General features: G+C 71.0%; 16 protein-coding genes and 1 pseudogene. 16 read left to right on the top strand and 1 reads right to left on the bottom strand.

Annotation, left to right across the window (positions count from 1 at the left end):
- The 12 genes and pseudogenes from CCN72_RS32175 to CCN72_RS32120 form a co-directional block, all read left to right on the top strand.
- Positions 1-277: pseudogene (locus CCN72_RS32175) on the top strand (LLM class flavin-dependent oxidoreductase); the annotation flags it as partial.
- Between the two features lie 29 nt (positions 278-306).
- Positions 307-1,074 (top strand): thioesterase II family protein, encoded by a 768-nt coding sequence (locus CCN72_RS32170; RefSeq protein ID WP_046422065.1) that lies wholly within the window; start codon positions 307-309, stop codon positions 1,072-1,074.
- Between the two features lie 133 nt (positions 1,075-1,207).
- Positions 1,208-2,218: a ketoacyl-ACP synthase III family protein gene (locus tag CCN72_RS32165; RefSeq protein ID WP_086811723.1), complete on the top strand. Its 1,011-nt coding sequence runs from the start codon at positions 1,208-1,210 to the stop codon at positions 2,216-2,218.
- A 53-nt stretch (positions 2,219-2,271) separates the two neighbouring features.
- Positions 2,272-3,783, top strand: a complete 1,512-nt coding sequence (locus CCN72_RS32160) for an MFS transporter (RefSeq protein ID WP_086811721.1) — start codon at positions 2,272-2,274, stop codon at positions 3,781-3,783.
- 100 nt (positions 3,784-3,883) lie between these two features.
- A complete protein-coding gene (locus CCN72_RS32155; protein ID WP_086811719.1) occupies positions 3,884-5,377 on the top strand; it encodes an MFS transporter in 1,494 nt (497 codons plus the stop codon).
- A gap of 261 nt (positions 5,378-5,638) precedes the next feature.
- Positions 5,639-6,796: a cytochrome P450 gene (locus tag CCN72_RS32150; protein ID WP_272923147.1), complete on the top strand. Its 1,158-nt coding sequence runs from the start codon at positions 5,639-5,641 to the stop codon at positions 6,794-6,796.
- Between the two features lie 373 nt (positions 6,797-7,169).
- Positions 7,170-8,378, top strand: coding sequence for a cytochrome P450 (locus CCN72_RS32145; protein ID WP_086811715.1), 1,209 nt, complete (start codon positions 7,170-7,172; stop codon positions 8,376-8,378).
- 50 nt (positions 8,379-8,428) lie between these two features.
- Complete coding sequence (locus CCN72_RS32140) at positions 8,429-9,895, top strand: MFS transporter (protein WP_086811713.1); 1,467 nt, start codon at positions 8,429-8,431, stop codon at positions 9,893-9,895.
- A gap of 57 nt (positions 9,896-9,952) precedes the next feature.
- Positions 9,953-10,783 carry an alpha/beta fold hydrolase gene (locus CCN72_RS32135; protein WP_086811711.1) on the top strand — a complete coding sequence of 277 codons (831 nt, stop codon included), beginning with the start codon at positions 9,953-9,955 and terminating at the stop codon, positions 10,781-10,783.
- 192 nt (positions 10,784-10,975) lie between these two features.
- The gene (locus CCN72_RS32130) at positions 10,976-11,926 is read left to right on the top strand and encodes a diacylglycerol/lipid kinase family protein (protein WP_086811709.1); all 951 of its coding nucleotides are present in this window, start codon (positions 10,976-10,978) and stop codon (positions 11,924-11,926) included.
- 51 nt (positions 11,927-11,977) lie between these two features.
- Positions 11,978-12,346, top strand: a complete 369-nt coding sequence (locus CCN72_RS32125) for a nuclear transport factor 2 family protein (protein WP_037654340.1) — start codon at positions 11,978-11,980, stop codon at positions 12,344-12,346.
- A gap of 100 nt (positions 12,347-12,446) precedes the next feature.
- A complete protein-coding gene (locus tag CCN72_RS32120) occupies positions 12,447-14,018 on the top strand; it encodes an MmgE/PrpD family protein (RefSeq protein WP_086811707.1) in 1,572 nt (523 codons plus the stop codon).
- 23 nt (positions 14,019-14,041) lie between these two features.
- Here CCN72_RS32120 and CCN72_RS32115 read toward each other — a convergent pair whose 3' ends face one another.
- Positions 14,042-14,782 (bottom strand): GntR family transcriptional regulator, encoded by a 741-nt coding sequence (locus CCN72_RS32115; protein ID WP_086811705.1) that lies wholly within the window; start codon positions 14,780-14,782, stop codon positions 14,042-14,044.
- Between the two features lie 324 nt (positions 14,783-15,106).
- On the opposite strand from CCN72_RS32115, the gene CCN72_RS32110 reads away from it, so the two are divergent.
- From CCN72_RS32110 to CCN72_RS32095, 4 genes are all read left to right on the top strand, one after another.
- A complete protein-coding gene (locus CCN72_RS32110) occupies positions 15,107-16,384 on the top strand; it encodes an extracellular solute-binding protein (RefSeq protein ID WP_086811703.1) in 1,278 nt (425 codons plus the stop codon).
- A gap of 109 nt (positions 16,385-16,493) precedes the next feature.
- Entirely contained in the window at positions 16,494-17,492 is a 999-nt protein-coding gene (locus CCN72_RS32105) for a carbohydrate ABC transporter permease (RefSeq protein ID WP_086811701.1), read from the top strand.
- Complete coding sequence (locus CCN72_RS32100) at positions 17,489-18,319, top strand: carbohydrate ABC transporter permease (protein WP_086811699.1); 831 nt, start codon at positions 17,489-17,491, stop codon at positions 18,317-18,319. Before CCN72_RS32105 ends, CCN72_RS32100 begins: the two co-directional genes overlap by 4 nt.
- Before the next feature lie 6 nt (positions 18,320-18,325).
- On the top strand, positions 18,326-19,774 hold the full coding sequence (locus tag CCN72_RS32095; protein WP_086811697.1) for a glycoside hydrolase family 3 protein: 1,449 nt from the start codon (positions 18,326-18,328) through the stop codon (positions 19,772-19,774).
- The last annotated feature ends 82 nt before the right edge of the window (positions 19,775-19,856 follow it).

Below are 19,856 nucleotides of genomic sequence, written 5' to 3'. Positions count from 1 at the left end.
CGACGAGGCCGCCGCCGAGGCCGAGTTGGAGCACTACATCAGCCACTACTACGGCCGCTCGCTGGAGCAGATGAGCACCATCCAGGCATACGCCTGGGGCAGCGCCGAGAAGTGCGCCGAATGGCTCGGCGGATACGTCCGCGCCGGCGCCCGGCACCTGGTGATCCGCATCGGATCCCTGGACCCGGAGCCCCAGTTGAAGGAGATCGCCGAGGTGCTGCTGCCCGCGGTACGCGCCCTCGGCACCGCACCCACCGTAGGGAGTACGCAGTCGTGACCACCGCCATCGGCACCATCGGCAGCCAGATGTCCAGCGAGGGACACTGGTTCCACCCCGTGGAGCCCTCGCCCGACGCCTCCATCCGGCTGTTCCTGCTGCCCCACGCGGGCAGCGGCGCCATCATCTACCGCGACTGGGAACGCCTGCTGCCGCCGGACATCTCCCCGCAGGCCGTCACCCTCCCCGGCCGGCACAACCGCCGCGAGGAGGAGACGTACGAGAACTTCTGGCCGCTGCTCGAAGCCCTGCACGAGGCCGTGCTCAACGACCTGGACGACCGTCCGTTCGCCTTCTTCGGCCACTGCCTCGGCGCCCAGCTGGCCTTCCGGCTCGCCATCCGCATGGAGGAGGAGGGCGGCCCGGTCCCCGCGATGGTCGGCATGTCCGGCTGGTCGCCGGTCGGCTTCTTCAAGCCGACCGAGGAGCAGAGCCGGATGCCGGAGCCCGAACTGGTCGAGTGGATCAAGAAGTTGGGCTCCTTCCCGGCCGAGGTCTACGACAACCCCGAGATGCTCGCCCTGGTCGTGCCCGCCCTGCGCTCCGACCTGCGGGTCGCCGGGGACTACGACGACGACGGCGCCGGCGTCAGCTGCCCGCTCGCCTCCTACGGCGGCCGCAGCGACCCGCTCCAGGAGGCCCCGGACGCCATGACCCACTGGGCCGGGCGCACCCCGTCGTACCTGGGACACAACGAGTACGAGGGCGGCCACTTCTACATCGACACCCACGCCCAGGCCGTCACCGCCCACTTCGCACACCGGCTCCAGCGGACCGTGGCCACCGCCGTGAGCTGACCGGGGGGAACGGCGCGCGTCAGCGCCGTGTCAGCGGGCCGCGAGAAGGTGACAGGCGGCCCGCCGACACGGCGCTCGTCGGTCTCTCCCCGACGTACTGCCGAGGCCACCCATCCGAGAGAGAAGCAGCAGCATGAGATTCGACAGAGATCTCTTCATCGCGTCGGCCGGGTCATGGATACCGGACACGATCACCGTGGCACAGGCCACCGCCGAGGGCCTGGTCGACGAGGAGCACCGCAACCTCGGCTTCGAGAACATCGCCGTCTCCGACGAACTCTCCGGCCCCGAGATGGCCGTACGCGCGGGCCGCCTCGCCGTCGAACGCTCCGGCATCGCGCCCGCGGACGTCGGCCTCGTCCTGCACTCCTCCGGCAGCTACCAGGGCCACGACATGTGGCCCACCGCGGCCTACGTCGCCAACGAGACCGTCGGCCCCGGCGCCCCCGGCTTCGACCTCCAGCAGCGCTGCAACGCGGCCGTCGGCTCGCTGAGCCTGGCCGCCGGATACATCAGCTCCGGCCTCGCCACCGAGGTGCTGCTCACCACCGGCGACCGGTTCGCCGCGCCCTGGGTGGACCGCTGGAACGTCCAGATGAACCTCATCTTCGCGGACGGCGGCAGCGCCCTGCTGGTGTCCGGCCGCACCGGCTTCGCCCGGGTGGTCGCCGCCACCCTGGGCGCCGACAACTCGCTGGAGCGCTGGAACCGCGGCCTCGAACCCTTCGCCCTCCAGCCCGGCGCCGAGGTACGGCTGATCGAACGCGGCCTCCAGCACGCGGCCACCCCGGAGGCCGAGGGCTCCTGGGAGCGCTACGAGGCCGCCCTGATGTCCACCACCGGGCGCGTGATGGCCGAGGCGGGTGTGTCGACCGAGGACATCACCCGCGTCGTCACCCCGCACGTCCACCGCAACAAGACCCCCGAGAACTTCGACCTGCTGGGCTTCACGGAGAAGCAGAGCACCTGGGAGGTCGGCCGCAAGTACGGGCATGTCGGCCCCGGCGACCAGTTCCTCGGCATCGAACACCTCGTCCTGGACCGCGCCGTCGGACCGGGCGACCTCGTCCTCGTCGTCGCGGCCGGCGCGGGCTTCAGCTTCTCCGCAGCCGTACTGGAGATCCTGCACACCCCGTCCTGGTGACGGGAGGGGCGGCTCCCCAGTCCCCTCACCGAACGAAGAAAGGAACGGCCGTCATGGCCCTACAAGAACCCCGGGAAGCCGCCCCGGGCCAGCACGGGAACCAGCCCGGCACCACCGGATCGAACACCCCGGGGGCCACCGCGGCACCGCAGCAGCCCCCGGCCCCGCACTGGGCGATGCTGCCGATCATCCTGATCGGCACCTTCGTCATCACCCTCGACGTGTTCATCGTCAACGTGGCGATCCCCGCCACCCAGCGTGATCTGCACGCCGGTTCGTCCGCCGTGGAGTTCATCGTCGCCGGGTACGCGCTCGCGTACGCGGCCGGACTGATCACCGGCGGCCGGCTCGGCGACCTCTACGGCCGCCGCCGGATGTTCCTGATCGGCGTGGCCCTGTTCACCCTCTCCTCGGCCTGGGCCGGCAGCGCGCCCACCGCCGGGCAGCTGGTGGCGGCCCGCGTCGCCCAGGGCCTCGCCTCCGCCCTGATGGGCCCCCAGGTCCTCGCCATCATCGGCACCGTCTACAGCGGGCCCGCCCGTATCCGCGCCTTCAACGCGTTCGGTCTGACGATGGGTCTCGCCGGTGTGTTCGGCCAGCTCATCGGCGGTGTGCTGATCCACCTGGACATCGCGGGACTCAGCTGGCGCACCTGCTTCCTGGTCAATGTGCCGATCGGCATCGCCGCGCTGGTCTTCGCCCCGCGCGTGGTCCCCGAGTCCAAGGCGCAGGGCAAGTCCCGCCTCGACCCGCTCGGCATGCTGCTGGTCTCCGCGGGTCTGGTCGCCGTCGTACTGCCGCTCGCCGAGGGCCAGCAGAAGGGCTGGCCGGAGTGGACCTGGGTGTGCCTGGCCGTCTCCCCGGTACTGCTCGCCCTGTTCGCGCTCTACCAGCGGCGGCTGGCGGCGGCCGACCGCGGCCCGCTCGTCAACCCGGCGCTGTTCCGCCAGCGTTCCTTCACCGTCGGGGTGAGCACGGCCCTCGTCTACTACTCCGGCATGGCGTCGTTCTTCCTGGTGCTCGCCCTCTACCTCCAGCAGGGCTGCGGGCTCAGCGCGCTCGACTCCGGTCTGGTCTTCCTGCCGCTGGGCGTCGGCTTCCTCGGCGTCTCGCTGACCGCCAAGCAGATCGCCGCGGTGCTCGGCCGGCAGACCCTCGCCGTCGGCGCGCTGGTGCTGACGGCCAGTCTGATCGGGCTGTACGCCGCCGTGGAGCACATCGGCACCCATGGGGAGGTCGCCTGGCTGGTGCCCGGACTGCTGGTCGGCGGCGCCGGGATGGCCATGGTGATGGCACCGCTGGCGACCGTGGCCCTCGCGGGCACCGACCCGCGCTACGCGGGCGCGGCCTCCGGTGTGCTGTCCACCGCCAACCAGGTCGGCGGCGCGATCGGCGTCGCGCTGGTGGGCGTGGTCTTCTACCACGTCCTGGGTAACGGCACCGGACCCGACGCCTACGCCGACGCCTTCCGGGCCAGCGTCTATCTGCTGGTGCCGTTCGCGCTCGGCGTGGCCGCCCTGGTCCAGCTGTTCCCGCGCCCGCCCAAGAAGGCACCCACGTCCTGAACCGTGCGGCGGCCCGCCCCGATCGCGGGTCCGCCGCCGGTCCCGTTCCGCGTGTCCGCCGACGGACACGCCGTCAGCGCACCACAGAGGAGTTTCGTCCATGACCACCGAAGCGGAACTGACCGGCAGAAGCGCCGAGTCCGTGCCGGCAACGGACCACGGGGAATCCGGCGGCAAGCCCGCCTGGGGCGCTCTCCTCGTGGTGTTGCTCGGCCTGTTCATCGCCAACATCGACTTCTTCATCGTCAATGTGGCCATCCCCTCGCTCCAGCGGGACATGCACGCCACCAGTGCCGAGATCCAGCTGGTGGCGGCGACCTTCAACATCGGCCTGTCCGCCATGCTGATCACCGGCGGCCGGCTCGGCGACCTCTACGGCCGCCGCAAGGTGTTCGCCATCGGCCTGGCCCTGTTCGCGCTGGCCTCGCTGGCCTGCGGCATCGCGCCGAACATGCCCGAACTGATCGCGGCCCGCGCCGTGCAGGGCGCCGCGGCCGCGCTGGTCATCCCGCAGGTCCTCGGCATCCTGACCACCGCCTACACGGGCAAGGCCAGGGTCGCCGCCTTCAACGCGTACGGCATCACGATGGGCGCCTCCGCCGTGTTCGGCCAGCTGATCGGCGGTCTGCTGATCAAGGCCGACCTCTTCGGCTGGGACTGGCGGACCATCTTCCTGATCAACGCCCCGATCGGCGCCGTCGTCCTGCTGCTCACCCCGAAGCTGGTCCCCGAGTCCCGCGCGGAGGGCCGTACGGGACTCGACTGGACCGGTGTGGTGCTGGTGACCGCCGGTCTCACGGCCATCGTGCTGCCGCTGGTCCAGGGCCGCGAGCAGGGCTGGCCGACCTGGACCTGGGAGTGCCTGGTGGCGGCGGTGCCGCTGCTGGCCGCGTTCTGGTGGACGCAGCGCCGCAAGGCGGCCCGTGACGGTTCTCCGCTGGTCCACCCGAGCCTGTTCGCGGACCGCTCGTTCGGCATCGGCGTCGTCTCCCTGCTGGTGTTCTTCGCCGCGATGGCCTCCTTCTTCCTGGTCCTCGCGCTGTACCTCCAGGAGGGCCGCGGCGTCTCCGCGCTCAAGTCGGGCCTGCTGTTCATGCCGCTCGGCCTCGGCTTCTTCCTCGGCTCCGCGCAGTCGCCGAAGGTCGCCGCCAAGCTGGGCAAGCAGGTGCTCGCGCTCGGCGCGGTGCTCCAGGCGATCGGCAACCTGGGCCTGGCCGAAACCGCATGGCACCTGGACAGCACCGGGAACGTGGCCTGGTGCATTCCGGCCATGGTCGTGGCCGGTCTCGGCATGGGCTTCGTGATCGCCCCGCTGGCCTCGCTGGTCCTCGCGGGGGTCGCCCCGCAGCACGCGGCCGCCGCCTCCGGTGTGTTCTCCACGGCCCAGGAGATGGGCAACGCGATCGGCATCGCCGTGCTCGGCGTGGTCTTCTTCGGGGTCGCCGGATCGCAGGTCACCGCGCACTCCTACGCCCACGCCTTCAGCGTCGGACTGCTGGTGCAGGCCGGGATCTGCGTCCTGGTGGCCTGCCTGGTGCAACTGCTGCCGCGAGCGCAGGCGGCGGACCCGGGCGCGGCGGCCGCGGCCGCCTGACCCGCCCCGCCCTCCCGCCCCGAAGGGGGCCGGCGCCGACCGCGCCGGCCCCCTTCTCGTTGCTCTCCACCGGGTCCCGAACTATCCGTCCGCCACCCTCTTTGCCTTCATAAAAGTATATGTTTACCAGTATATAACGAGTCAGTAACCCGTCAGATTTCCGTCAGTGCTGCTCACCAGGATGTGCTCCGACGCTGAGATTCAGCCAACGGAGGGAACCCCATGTCCGCCTGTGAGCAGCGAAGACTGCCAGATTGGCCCATGCCCCGGTCGTGCCCCTACGCGCCGCCGGACGCCTACGCCCCGCTCCGCGACGAAGCGCCGTCCAGAGTGCGCATAAGAGGCGGCGAGGCCTGGCTGGTCACCCGGCACGCGGACGTACGCCAGGTGCTCAACGACAACCGGTTCAGCGCCGACGACCAGCAGCCGGGCTTCCCGATCCGCATCCAGCTGCCGCCCGAGCCGGGTGTGATGTCCTTCAGCCGCATGGACGACCCGGAGCACGGCCGGCTGCGCCGGATGGCCCTGACCGAGTTCACCGCCCGCCGCACCCGCGCCCTGCGCCCCGAGGTGGAACTCCTCGTCGGGCAGCTGCTGGACGAGCTGGAGAGCGGTCCGAAGCCGGTGGACCTGGTGGCGAACTTCGCCGTCCGGCTGCCCTCGCTGGTCATCGCCCGCATGCTCGGGGTGCCCGAGCAGGACGAGGCGGACTTCACCGAGCAGAGCCAGGTCATCCTCTCCCAGGAGGCCGGCCCCGAGGAGACGTACGCGGCGTTCGTCGCGATGACCAAATTCCTCGACGGACTCGTCGCCCAGCGCGTCGCCGCACCGCGGGACGACCTGATCAGCCGGCTCGCCACCCGGTACGTGAGCGCGGGCGAGCTGACCCACGAGGAACTGGTGGCCATGGCCCGGTTCATCCTCGTCGCCGGGCACGAGACCACGGCCCACCAGATCAGCCTCAGCGTCCTCAGCCTGCTGCGCGATCCCGCCCAGCTCGCCGAACTCCGCGCGGACGAAAGCCTGTTCAAGCCCGCCGTCGAGGAGCTGCTGCGGTACTGGTCCATCTCCCAGGACAACCAGGTGCGGGCCGCGGTGGCCGAGGTCGAACTGGGCGGCGCGACCATCCGCGAGGGGGACGGCGTGATCGTCGCCATCCCCGCGGCCAACCACGACGAGTCCGTCTACCCCGGCGCCGACAGGGTCGACATCCACCGTAACGCCGCCGGACACCTCGCTTTCGGCTTCGGCGCGCATCTGTGCCCGGGCGCCTCCCTGGCCCGCATGGAGCTGGAGGTCTGCCTCAAGGCCCTGTTCACCCGCTTCCCGGACCTGCGCCTGGCGGTCGCGCCGGAGGACATCCGCTTCCGGGAGAACACCCTGGTCTACGGCCTGGAGGAGCTCCCCGTCAGCTGGTGACGCCGGCTCCAGGAAAAGGTTCCTCCAGGTGGCCGGAACCAGAGGGTCGTGCCCCACCACGGCCCTGTCCCGGCCCCGCCCGTCAGTTCCGGATCAGCCTCAGGTCAGCGCGGCTTGGCAAAGTCATTACCCACGTCGCTTCTGAAAGATCCCACACCGAACCGCACACGGGCCCTCGCCGGGACCCGTGTCAGTGCTGCGTCAGCGCGGTGTCAGCGTGGTGCGCGACAGTGGCGTCACGACGTCCGCGCGCATGGCTCGGAGGGGTGCGTTCCCCTTGCCGCTCCGCGTCGACGAACCCACCGTTGTGTCGAGCACAGGAAGCGAGTCGGTGCCGCGGATCGCCTTTGCCCCCCGGATCTGGAGGACAAACATGTCGCTCGCCGACCACACCGACATACTGGACTGGCCCTTCGCCCGTACCGAGGACGGCAGCCCGCCACCCATCCTCGCCGAACTGCGCCAGGGGCCCCCTTGCGTGGTGCGCATCCCGGCCGGCGCGGCCGAGTCCCGGCTGGGCTGGCTCGTGACCCGGTACGCCGATGTGCGCCAGGCGCTCGCCGACCCCCGGCTCAGCGCCGACGAGACGTTACCCGGTGCCCCCGTGCGCATCCAGGTGCCGCCCGGCGGCAACCCCAGCTCCTTCCTGCGCCTCGACGACCCGGAGCACGCCCGGCTGCGCAGCATGATCCAGACCGAGTTCACCGCCCGCCGGGTCAAGCGGCTGCGCGCGCCCGTGCAGCGTCTGGTGGACGAGCTGCTGGACGAGCTGGCCGCCCAGCCCCAGCCCGCGGATCTGCACGCCGTCTTCTCCCGGGCGCTGCCCACCCTCGTGATCGCGCGCTTGCTGGGCGTCCCCGAGGAGGACTCGCCGTTCTTCATCGAGAAGACCCGCGTCACCATCTCCCAGGAGGACCCGGCCGTCTCCCAGGCCGCGTTCGCGGAGATGTCCGAGTACCTCGCCAAACTGGCGCTGCGCAAGCTCACCGAGCCCGGCGACGACCTGATGAGCCGGCTCGCCGTCCGCCACCACGCCACCGGCGCCATCACCCTGGACGAACTCGTCGGCATCGCCCGCCTCGTGCTGGTCGCGGGCCACGAGACCACCACCAACCAGATCGCCCTGAACATCCTCGCCCTGCTGCGCGACGACGACCTGCGCGCCCGGGTCGCCGCCGACGACGGGGCGCTGATCCCCAACTTCATCGAGGAGTCGCTGCGTTACTGGTCGATCTCCCAGGACGCCATGGTCCGCCTGGCCGTCGAGGACATGGAACTGGGCGGTGTGCGCCTGGAGAAGGGCGACGCCGTGGTGATCTCGGTGCCCGCCGGCAACCACGACGAGACCGTCTTCGCCTGCCCGCACCGCATCGACCCCGAGCGCGACACCAGCGGCCACCTCCAGTGGGGCTTCGGCCCGCACTACTGCCAGGGCGCCCCGCTGGCCCGCCTCGAAATGGACCTGGCGCTGCGCACACTGCTGCGCCGCTTCCCGGACCTTCGCCTCGCCGCCGATCCGCGCACGCTGTTCCGCCGGGGCACCGTTTTCCACGGGGTGACCCGTCTCCCCGTGACCTGGTGACCGGCCGGTCACCGCAGCAACCGACCGAAAGATCGAGAAACGGAGTCGTCATGACTCAGGAGTTAACCCCGGACATCGCGGCGGAGGGGCGCGAGCGGACGGCCTCCGACGGTGCCGCGGCCCCCTCGTCGGGCGCTCTGGCGGTGGTCCTCGTCGGCACGTTCATCACCGTGCTCGACTTCTTCATCGCCAACGTGGCCGTCCCGGCCATCAAATCCGACCTGCACGCCACCGCCGCCCAGGCGCAGCTGATCATCGTCGGCTACGGCGTGGCCTTCACCTCGGGCCTGATCACCGGCGGCCGGCTCGGCGACCTCTACGGCCGGCGCCGGCTGTTCGCCCTCGGCATGGTGCTCTTCATGATCACCTCGGCCGCGTGCAGCTTCGCGCCCACGGTGACCTTCCTCGGCGTCGCCCGGATCCTCCAGGGCGGCTCCGCCGCGCTGATGGTCCCCCAGGTCCTCGGCATCATCAGCACCGTCTACACCGGCGCCGCCCGCGACCGCGCCTTCACCGTCTACGGCCTGGTCATCGGACTCGCCGGTGTCTTCGGCCAGTTCATCGGCGGCGCGCTGATCTCGGTCGACGTGGCGGGGCTCAGCTGGCGCACGATCTTCCTGATCAACGTGCCGCTGTGCCTGGTCTCCCTGGCCATGACCCGCCGTACCATCCCCGAGTCCCGCGGCCAGGGCGGCACCCGGCTGGACCTGCTCGGCGCCCTGCTGATCACTGTCTCCCTCGGCCTCATCGTGTTCGCGCTCCTGGAGGGCCAGGAGCGGCACTGGCCGGCGTGGGTCTGGGAGTCGCTGGCCGTCGCGGCCGTCCTGCTCGCCGTCACGGTCTGGCATCTGCGCCGCCGGTCCGCCGCCGGGCGCGGCCCGCTGATCGAGCCGGGCATGTTCCGCTCCCGGCTGTTCTCGGTGGGCCTGCTCGCCACGGTCGCCTACTTCCTGGCCATGGGCTCGTTCTTCTTCACCCTCGCCCTCTACCTCCAACTGGGCCGGGGCATGAGCCCGTTGGAGTCCGGCTCGATGTTCCTGGCGCTGGGCGTCGGCTACTTCGGCGCCTCCATCGTCTCGGCCCGGTTCGCCGCGTCGGTCAACGCCCGCCGGGTCGCGGCCGGTCCGCTGATCCTCGCCATCGGCTACACCGCCATCGCGTTCACCGTCAAGGACCTGAAGCTGGACGGCTCCGCGCTCTGGCTGCTGCCGATGCTGCTGGTCGCCGGGCTCGGCATGGGCCTGACCACCGGCCCGCTGACCAACCTGGTGCTCGGCGGCGCGGTCCCCGAGCACGCGGCCGCGGCCTCCGGTCTGCTGAACACCGCGCAGGAGGGCGGCGCCGCCGTCGGCGTGGCCATCGCCGGCGCCGTCTTCTTCCCGGCCCTGGCCCGCGCGGGCGGCAAGGCGGACGCCTACCCGCACGCCTTCACCGTCACCCTGATCCCGCTCGTCTGCCTGGGCCTGCTCGCCTCCCTGCTGGTGCTGTCGTCCCCCGGCCGCGCCGCCCGGAGCTGACGCCACGCACCGCCGGCGGCACGAGCGTCCCCACCACTGGAAAGGAGGCACACCGCGATGCCGTACTTCACCACCCGGGACGGAACCCGGTTGCACTACGACGACTGGGGCGATGGACGCCCCGTCGTACTGCTCGGCGCCGCCATGGCGGACGCGCGCATGTGGGAGTTCCAGGCCCCGTTCCTCGCCGGGAACGGACTGCGCTGCGTCACCTACGACCGGCGCGGCAGCGGCCGTTCGGACAAGCCCTGGACCGGATACGACTACGACACCCTCGCCGGCGACCTCGCCGACCTGCTCGACCACCTCGACCTGAGGGACGCCGTGCTGGTCGGCTACGCGGTCGGCGGCGGGGAGTGCGTGCGCTACCTGTCCCGGTACGGCGACGAACGGGTCACGGGCCTCGCCCTGGTCGCCTCGACCACCCCCTACCTGCTGCGCGGCTCCGACAACCCCGACGGGCTCGACCTCGCCCTCTTCGACCAGATCGAACAGGCCATCAAGGCCGACCGGGCCGCCTGGCTGTCCGAGCTGACCTGGCCGTTCTTCGCGGGCGCCGAACCCGACCCGGAGAACCTGCCGATCTCCCCGCAGCTGGCGAGATGGCTGATCGAGATGTGTCTGAACACCTCGCCGAGAGCCGGCATCGAGATCTACCGCACGCTGCTCACCACCGACCAGCGCGCGGAGACGGCCGCGGTGCGGACACCCACCCTGGTGATCCACGGGACCGCCGACCTGGCCGCCCCGTACCCGCTGTGCGCCCCGCGCACCACCGGGCTGATCCCGGACAGCAGGCTCATCACCTACGAGGGTGCCGCGCACGGTCTCTTCGCCACCCACGCGGACCGCCTCAACGCCGATCTGCTGGCCTTCGTCAAGGAGTGAGCCCCGCCGGCCTCCCGGCAGCCACGTCCGGCCCCTCGCCGAGAGGGGCCGGACGTGCGCGTTCACGGCCCGGCCGCCGTGTCAGCGCCGAGTCAGCACCATGACAGCCCTCCCCGGCACAGTGGTCATCGCCGCGACACCGGGGCGCACCAGCCCGGTACCCCGGTGCCGACCGACGAAGGAGTACGCCCCATGGCAGACACCGCAGCCCCGGGACCCACCCGGGCACTCGTCCTGGGCAACCCCGCTTCCGGCAGCTACTCGCACGAACTGATCGAGCAGGTACGCCAGTTGTGTGCCTCCACCCTGGAGCGCGCCGAGGTCCACCTGACCACGGGACCGGGCGACGCGACCGTCGCCGTACGCCGCGCCCTGGAGCGCACCGACGACGCCCCCGACCTGATCGTCGCCATCGGCGGCGACGGCACGGTCCGCGAGGCCGTCCAGGGACTGGTGCCGGCCGACCACGGGGCGAGCCTCGCGGTGATACCCGGTGGCACCGGCAACTCCGGCTACAAGATGCTGTGGGGCGAGCGGCCCTGGAGCGAGGCGCTCAAGGCGGTTCTCACCGACCACGGCATCGGCGGCAGCGCCCGGTTGCGCAGACTCGACCTGGCCCGCCTCGCCGAGACCCGCAACTACGTGTACCTGGGCGCCTGTTCGGGCGTCATCGCGGACGCCCTGATCACCGCGAAGCAGGTGCCGCTGAGCGGCCGCGAACGCTATGTCCGCGCCTTCGCCGACACCGCCGACGGGTACGAGCCGTACCCCGGCCGGGTCACGGTCGACGGCCGGATCGTGCACGAGGGCCCCACCGTCCTCGCCAACGTCGGTGGCGGCCCCTACCGCGGCGGCCGCTACCACGTACTGCCCGACTCGCTGCTCGACGACGGACTGCTCGACGTCTGTGTCATCGGCGGCGACGTGACCGCGGCCCAGGTCCCCGAACTGACCCTGAACGCCGCCCATATGACCCATCCGGCGACCGTCTACGCACGGGGCCGCCGGATCACCGTGGAACGCACCGACGGCCGCCGCCTCCCGCTGGAGCACGACGGTGAGTACCAACACGGCATCGGCGCCGCGGCCACCTTCGAGGTGCTCCCCGGAGCCCTCCCCGTGTGGGCGCCTGCCACCCCCTGAACCAACCGTCCGAAGAACCGAAGAAGCACCACCAAAAAGGAGATCGCCCGCATGAGCGACCTGACCACCACCGTCACCCGCTACCTCGACATCTGGAACGAGGCGGACGCCGACAAGCGCGCCGCGGCCATTGCCGAGCTGTTCACCGCCGACGCCCCGTACATCGACCCGTTGGCCGCGGTCGAGGGTCGCGAGGGCTTCGCGGCTGTGGTGGCCGGCGCCCGCGACCAGTTCAAGGGTCTCTCCTTCGAGCTGCACGGCACCGTCGACGCCCACCACAACCAGGCCCGCTTCCAGTGGGGCCTGGTGACCGAGGCCGGCGCCGAGCCGATCGCCATCGGCTTCGACGTCCTCGTCGCCGACGAGGCCGGCAAGATCAAGGCCGTCTACGGCTTCCTGGACAAGGTCCCGGCCGCGTAACACCGGCACGCGTCGCGGGAGCACCGGCAATCCGGTGCTCCCGCACCCGTGTTGAGGACCGTCGTCCTCCCCTTCGACGCACGCACGGAAGGTACCCGCCATGACCGCCGTCCTCGCGGAGAGCGTCGCCCGGGCGCTGTGCGACGACTGGGCCGAGCAGGCCGAGGCGTCGTCGCCGTCGGCCGCCCGCCACCCCGCCGGCACGGACACCCCGCTGCGCGAACTCTCGCACTGGGCCGCCACCTTGCGCCCGCAGGCCGTGCCGTGCCGGGTGCTCAAACTCGCCGCGAGCCAGGTGCTCTCGCAGATCGCCTCCATCCGCGCCGGGCTCCAGCACCCCTTGGGCCGCAAGCTGGTGGCCGCCTTCGGACACCCCATGCAGCGCGACCCCCGCCAGGCCGCCGGGGTCTTCGCCGCGCTCGGCTCCTGGCTCAACCTGGACGACACCGCGTACGCCGGCCATCTGTCGAACTCCACGGTCGCCGTCCCCCTCGCCTTCGCCTACGCCCGCCGCCTGGACGGCCTCTCCCTGCTCACCTCGGTGGTCGTGGCCAACGAGTGCGCGGCCCGCATCACCGCCTCCGCGACCCTCGGACCGCTGCGCGGCCAGAGCGCCGTGCACACCCATCTGGCCGGCGCGGTCGCCGGGCGGCTGCACGCCGACCGGGCCTCCGCGAGCCTGTACGAGAACGCCTTCGGACTGGCCTTCGCCATGCCCAACTGGCCGCTGATGCGCGCCTTCCTGGCCAGCGACGCCCGGCTGTTCAACACCTTCACCCCGGTGCGCACCGCGATGGACGCGTGCGACGCGGCGTACGCCGGGCTGCGCGGCGCGCCCGACATCATGGAGCACAGCGACGGCTTCCTCGCCCGCTTCGCGACGGTGCCGCTGCCCCAGGCGGTGGCCAAGGGCCTCGGCCGGCGCTGGCACACCGACACGCTCTCCTTCAAGATGCATCCCGGCGGACCCGGCATCGACGCGGCCGTGGACTGCGCGCAGGAGATCCACCGCGAACTGGGCCCGCTGCGACCGCAGGACGTGGCCGAGGTCGTCGTGGAGGCGTCTCTGTACACCCTGTTCGCGGGACAGCGCGCCGCCGCCTACGTCACCGGCCCCGGCTCCCCGCTCGGCGCGCTGGTCCTGGACGTGCCCTACCCCGTGGCGACCACGCTCCTCACCGGCGAGTTCTCCGTCGACGACTTCTCCTCGCCCGCCGTGGACGACCTCGACCGCTGGGCGCTGGCCAAGCGGATCCGCCTTGAGCACGACACCGAGATGACCCGCGAACTCTTCCTGTCCGACGCCCCGTTCGGGGAGGCGGTACGGGAGGCGGGGGAGCTGGCGGTGCCCTGGCTGCGCGGCTTCGGCGGCGACGAGCTCGTGGACCTGGTCGGCGCGGTCCGTGCCGACAACCGGGACTTCTCCCGCTCCACCAAGGCGACCGGCGCCCGCGTCACCGTCCGCCTGACCGACGGCCGTACGATCTCCCGCACCCGCCTGATCCCCATCGGTGCCGCGGGCCCCGAGACCCGCCACTCCCACGCCGACCTGGTCCGCGAGAAGTTCCTCTCGGTGGGCGGCCCGCACGAGGTCGCCGACACGGTCGACCGCCTCCACCGGATGCGCCCCTCGGCGGTCCGCCGCTGGATAGAGACGGCCTTCCTGGACTGAGGGCGCCGCCGGACCCGGCCCCCCTACGCCCCCCAGGCCGCCGGCCGGCGCAGCGTCGCCACGAACTTGTACCGCGAGCCCCGGTACACGGACCGCACCCACTCCACCGGCGCCCCCTCCGCGTCCCGTGAGTGCCGGGACATCAGCAGCATCGGCAGGCCCACGTCCGTCGCCAGCAGCGCGGCCTCCCGCGGTGTCGACAGCGAGGTCTCTATCGTCTCGTCCGCCGACGACAGCCGTACCCCGTACACCTCCGCCAGCGCGGTGTACAGCGACGGGCACGACGCCAGCACCCCGCGCAGCCCCGGGAAGCGCCGCGCCGACAGATGTGTCGTCTCGATCGCCATCGGCTCCCCACTGGCGAGCCGCAGCCGCTCGATCCGCAGCACCTTTTCCCCCGCGGCGACCCCCAGCAGCCCCGCCAGCCGCTCGTCCGCCGGTACCTCCCCGACGTCGAGCACCTGCGAGGCCGGCGACAGCCCCTGCGCCCGCATGTCCTCGGTGTGCGAGGTGAGTTGCAGCGTCCGGTACAGCTTGGGCTGCGCCACGAAGGTGCCCTTGCCCTGGATCCGGTCCAGCCGCCCCTCCCCGACCAGCTCCTGGAGCGCCTGCCGCACGGTGGTCCGAGAGGTGTCGAACTGCTCGGCGAGCAACCGTTCCGCCGGCACCGCCGCACCGGGCTGGAGCGCCTCGGTCATGGCGAGCAGCCGCTGTTTGATGCGGTAGTACTTCGGCACGCGCGCGCCGCTGACGTCGGTGGTCATGCCTGCCTTCCGGCTGTGTCGATGGGCTCCCGTTATAGCGACCAAGTGCCCTATGGTCTAGTCCAACTGAACGGACCGGGCGAAAGGGACGGACCCGGTCACGGGTGCGGACCTGAAGCGGACGAAAGCGCTCCGGTGACTTTCTCGTAACGGCCTCAACCCGGCTCCCGGACCACCCTTGACACCCCGAAAGGTCTAGGCCAAGCTCCACCGTACTGGTCTACACCATTAGTGGCCAGGTCCCGAGCCCTACGTGCAACAGCGTCGTACGCAGGTCACCGCCGAGGGCGTGGGGGGTTGAGTGGCATCCCTGAGGAGGGTGGCGTGAAGCGCAAGCTCGCTTCCGCGATCGTGATCGCGGGCATGATGGTTTCCGTTGCGGCGTGTGGCGGAAGCGACGACAAGGACAGCAAGGACGCGGGTCCCAGCAGCTGGAAGGGCCAGACCCTGACGGTGTGGACCATGGACGGCTCCGCGCCGCCGCAGTGGTCCAAGGACGTGCAGGCCGCCTTCGAGAAGAAGACCGGCGCCAAGCTGAAGTTCGAGATCCAGAAGTGGGACGGGATCCAGCAGAAGATCACCACCGCTCTCTCGGAGGACACCCCGCCGGACGTCCTGGAGGTCGGCAACACCCAGACCCCGGCCTACGCGTCCACCGGCGGCCTCGCGGACCTCGGCGACCTCAAGCAGTCCATCGGCGCCGACTGGACCGCCTCGGTCTCCAAGTCGTCCGTCTACGACGGCAAGCAGTACGCGGCCCCCTGGTACTTCGCCAACCGCGTCGTCATCTACAACAAGAAGATCTGGGCCAAGGCCGGCATCAACTCCACGCCGAAGACCCGTGACGAGTTCCTCAAGGACCTCGACACCATCGGCAAGAAGACGGACGCCGAGCCGATCTACCTGCCCGGTCAGAACTGGTACTTCCTGGACGGCCTGATCGTCGGCCAGGGCGGCGACCTGGTGAAGAAGCAGGGCGACAAGTACGTCTCCAACCTCGGTGACCCGAAGGTCGCCGCGGCCATGGAGATCTACAAGAAGTACGCCGCCTACTCCAAGGCCCCCAAGGACAAGGACGAGGCCACCCCGCAGCAGGCCACCGTCTTCGCCAAGGGCAAGACCGGCGCCTTCATCGGCATGGGCTGGGAGGCGGCCACCGCCATCGCGGCCAACAAGTCCATCGAGAAGGACCTCGGCTACTTCACCATCCCCGGTGCCACCGCCGACAAGCCCGAGGGCGTCTTCCTCGGCGGCTCCAACCTCGCGGTCGCCCAGAACAGCAAGAAGCAGTCCCTGGCCAAGGAGTTCCTGAAGATCGCCCTGTCCGACCAGTACGAGGGCGAACTGGCCAAGCTCAGCGGCGTCATCCCGAACAAGACGTCCCTGGAGAGCAACCTCAAGGGCAACGCCGCCGCCGAGGCCGCGGCGCCGGGCGCCGCGGTGGGCGGCACCACCCCGCTGATCCCCGAGTGGGCCGCAGTGGAGAACACCCCGAACCCCATCAAGTCGTACATGACCGCCGTGCTGAACGGCAAGGCTCCGGCCGCCGCCGCCAAGGACGTCGAGGGCGAGATCAACCAGCGTCTGGCCCAGCAGAACTGACCCGCGCCGGGGGCGTCCCAGTGACGCCCCCGGCACACCTGCGCCGCCCGCGCCCCTCGGCGCCGGCGGGGCACACGATTTCGTACGGCCACGGAAGAGACGACGACTCATGTCAGTGCAGACCGAAGGCACGGACACGGCCGGGGGGCCCGCTGTCCGCAAGGGCCGGGCGCCGGCGCCGCCGCGCGGTGCGGACCGGGCCTCCCGGTCCCCGGCGGCCCGCCTTGCCGCCGCCCCCTATCTCCTCCTGCTGCCCGCGCTGGTGGCCACACTGGTCCTGCTGGGCTGGCCGCTGGTCAAGAACGGCATGCTGTCGTTCCAGAACCTCAACCCGCGGCAGCTCATCCAGCACCTCACCGAGTGGAACGGCTTCCACAACTACCAGCAGGTCCTGACTGGTTCGGACTTCTGGAAGGTCGTCGAACGCTCGGTCCTGTTCACCGCCGTCAACGTCGTCCTGATCATGCTGATCGGCACCCTGATCGGACTGCTGCTGGCCCGCCTCGGCAAGAAGATGCGCCTCACCCTGCTGGTGGGCCTCGTCCTCGCCTGGGCCATGCCCGTCATCGCCGCCACCACCGTCTACCAGTGGCTGTTCGCCCAGCGCTTCGGCGTCGTCAACTGGGTCCTGGACAAGCTGGGCTGGCACTCGATGGCCGACTACAACTGGATGGGCAGCCAGTTCTCCACCTTCTCGGTGATCGTCCTGCTCATCGTGTGGCAGTCGATCCCGTTCGTCGCGATCAACCTCTACGCCGCGACGACCACCATCCCCAAGGAGCTGTACGAGGCCGCCTCCCTGGACGGCGCCGGCGCCTGGCAGAGCTTCACCTCGGTGACCCTGCCCTTCCTGCGGCCCTTCCTCTACTCCACGACCTTCCTCGAAGTCATCTGGGTCTTCAAGGCGTTCCCGCAGGTCTTCGCCATGAACGAGGGCGGCCCCGACCGCCTCACCGAGACCCTGCCGATCTACGCCTACGTCGAGGGTGTCGGAAACCAGCACTTCGGGGTCGGCGCGGCGATCTCCTTCCTCACCATCCTGGTCCTGCTCGTCATCACCTCGTACTACCTGCGCATGGTGCTCAAGCAAGAGGAGGACGAGCTGTGAAGCGCTCGCTCTTCGGCCGTATCTGGCCCAACGCGACCGCCGTCGTCCTCTTCGTCGGCTTCGTGTTCCCCGTCTACTGGATGTTCGCCACGGCCTTCAAGCCGACCGGCGACATCATCACCGAGAACCCGGTGTGGTTCCCGCGGCACTTCACCCTCAGCCACTTCGACCGCGCGGTGCACGCCGACCACTTCTGGACCCTGGTCGCCAACTCCGTGACCGTGACGCTCTGTTCCGTACTGCTGTCACTCGTCATCGCCCTGTTCGCCGCCTTCGCGCTCGCCCGGATGCGGTTCAAGGGGCGGCGCGGGTTCATCGTGACCTTCATGCTGGCGCAGATGGCCCCCTGGGAGGTCATGATCATCGCCATCTACATGATCGTGCGCGACGGCGACATGCTGAACAGCCTGGTCCCGCTCACCGTCTTCTACGCGATGATGGTGCTGCCCCTCACCGTCCTGACGCTGCGCGGCTACATCGCCGCCGTGCCGAAGGAGCTGGAGGAGTCGGCGATGGTCGACGGCTGCACCCGCCTCCAGGCCTTCCGCAAGGTGATCTTCCCGCTGCTCGCGCCCGGTCTCATGGCCACCTCGCTGTTCGGGTTCATCACCGCCTGGAACGAGTTCCCGCTGGTCCTGATCCTCAACAAGGACATCGAGAAGCAGACCCTGCCGCTGTGGCTGTCGCAGTTCCAGACCGCGTTCGGCGACGACTGGGGCGCCACCATGGCCGCCTCGTCCCTGTTCGCGCTGCCCATCCTGATCCTCTTCATCTTCCTGCAACGCAAGGCTGTCAGCGGTCTGACCGACGGCGCCGTGAAGGGATGACGTCCGATGACCACACTCGCCACCGGCCCAGACACCCTGACCCGCGACGCCCTCGCGGTGCTGCAACCCGGCTTCGACGGCACCACCGCCCCCGACTGGGTGCGCCGCCGCCTCGGTGAGGGCCTCGCCTCCGTCGCCCTGTTCGGCCGCAACGTCGTCACCGAGGACCAAGTCACCTCGCTGACCGCCCAGTTGCACGCCGAGCGGGACGACCTCCTGATCGCCATCGACGAGGAGAGCGGCGACGTCACCCGCCTCGATGTGCGCACCGGCTCGTCCTTCCCCGGCAACCACGCCCTCGGCGCCGTCGACGACCCCGATCTCACCCGCGCGGTCTCCCGCGAGCTGGGCCGCCGCCTGGCCGCCTGCGGCGTCAACTTCGACTGGGCGCCGTCCGCCGACGTCAACGCCAACGCCGACAACCCGGTCATCGGCGTCCGCTCCTTCGGCGCCGCCACCGACCTCGTCGCCCGGCACACCGCGGCCTGGGTCGAGGGCCTGCAGTCCACCGGAGTCGCCGCCTGCACCAAGCACTTCCCGGGCCACGGCGACACCAACATCGACTCCCACCACGCCGTACCCCGTATCGATGTCGACGCCGAGACCCTCTTCGCGCGTGAACTGCCCCCGTTCCGCGCGGCGATCGCCGCCGGCACCCGGGCCGTCATGAGCGCGCACATCCTCGTCCCGGCCCTCGACCCCGACCGCCCCGGCACCCTCTCCCGCCGCATCCTCACCGAGCTGCTGCGCGAGGAACTCGGCTACCAGGGCCTGATCGTCACCGACGGCATGGAGATGCGCGCCATCTCCGGCACCTACGGCCTGGAACACGGCGTGGTCCTCGCCATCGCGGCCGGCGCCGACGCGATCTGCGTGGGCGGCGGACTGTGCGACGAGGGCACGGTGCTCGGCCTGCGGGACGCGCTCGTGGCCGCCGTGCGCTCCGGCGAACTGCCCGAGGAACGCCTCGCCGACGCGGCCACCCGGGTACGGGAGCTGGCCCGCTGGACGGCCGCCGCGCGCGGCGNNGCCGCGCGCCGGGCACTGAGAGTGACCCGCGCCGGGGGTCCAGCCCCCGTCAACTCCCCGGTCTACGTCGCCCAGTTCAACCCCGAGCCCAACATCGCCGTCGGCGACCAGACCCCCTGGGGCGTCACCGACGAGCTGAGACGGCTGGTGCCCGGCAGCACGGACGGCTCCTTCACCGGCACGGACGCGGGCACCCTCGCCCTCGCCGCGGCAGGCGAGCGCCGGATCGTCGCCGTCGTCCGCGACGAACACCGCCACGACTGGATGCGCTCCGCCCTCGACACCCTCCTCGCCGCCCGTCCTGACACCGTTGTCGTCGAAATGGGCCTGCCCCAGGCGACCCCGAGAGGGTCCGTGCACATCGCCACGTACGGCGCCGCCCGCGTGTGCGGAATCGCGGCGGCGGAGGCGGTTGTGAACGGCTGAGCGGGCAGTACGAGGGGCCGGGGACCCGGTGTTCCGGCTGCCGCCGTAGGTCCGGGGGGCCTACGGCGGCAGGCGGAACCTG

It is taken from the genome of Streptomyces murinus (assembly GCF_002154555.1).
GTDB lineage: Bacteria > Actinomycetota > Actinomycetes > Streptomycetales > Streptomycetaceae > Streptomyces > Streptomyces murinus.
The sequence above is the reverse complement of the archived record's forward strand: the minus strand, read 5'-3'. Positions and strand labels throughout refer to the sequence as shown.

Bases quoted from the DNA above. Each gene is read 5' to 3' on its own strand.
- CCN72_RS32170 (WP_046422065.1), top strand. From the start codon at position 307: ATGTCCAGCGAGGGACACTGGTTCCACCCCGTGGAGCCCTCGCCCGAC.
- CCN72_RS32125 (WP_037654340.1), top strand. From the start codon at position 11,978: ATGAGCGACCTGACCACCACCGTCACCCGCTACCTCGACATCTGGAAC.
- CCN72_RS32140 (WP_086811713.1), top strand. From the start codon at position 8,429: ATGACTCAGGAGTTAACCCCGGACATCGCGGCGGAGGGGCGCGAGCGG.
- CCN72_RS32105 (WP_086811701.1), top strand. From the start codon at position 16,494: ATGTCAGTGCAGACCGAAGGCACGGACACGGCCGGGGGGCCCGCTGTC.
- CCN72_RS32165 (WP_086811723.1), top strand. From the start codon at position 1,208: ATGAGATTCGACAGAGATCTCTTCATCGCGTCGGCCGGGTCATGGATA.
- CCN72_RS32150 (WP_272923147.1), top strand. From the start codon at position 5,639: ATGCCCCGGTCGTGCCCCTACGCGCCGCCGGACGCCTACGCCCCGCTC.
- CCN72_RS32120 (WP_086811707.1), top strand. From the start codon at position 12,447: ATGACCGCCGTCCTCGCGGAGAGCGTCGCCCGGGCGCTGTGCGACGAC.
- CCN72_RS32135 (WP_086811711.1), top strand. From the start codon at position 9,953: ATGCCGTACTTCACCACCCGGGACGGAACCCGGTTGCACTACGACGAC.
- CCN72_RS32115 (WP_086811705.1), bottom strand. From the start codon at position 14,782: ATGACCACCGACGTCAGCGGCGCGCGCGTGCCGAAGTACTACCGCATC.
- CCN72_RS32160 (WP_086811721.1), top strand. From the start codon at position 2,272: ATGGCCCTACAAGAACCCCGGGAAGCCGCCCCGGGCCAGCACGGGAAC.
- CCN72_RS32145 (WP_086811715.1), top strand. From the start codon at position 7,170: ATGTCGCTCGCCGACCACACCGACATACTGGACTGGCCCTTCGCCCGT.
- CCN72_RS32130 (WP_086811709.1), top strand. From the start codon at position 10,976: ATGGCAGACACCGCAGCCCCGGGACCCACCCGGGCACTCGTCCTGGGC.
- CCN72_RS32155 (WP_086811719.1), top strand. From the start codon at position 3,884: ATGACCACCGAAGCGGAACTGACCGGCAGAAGCGCCGAGTCCGTGCCG.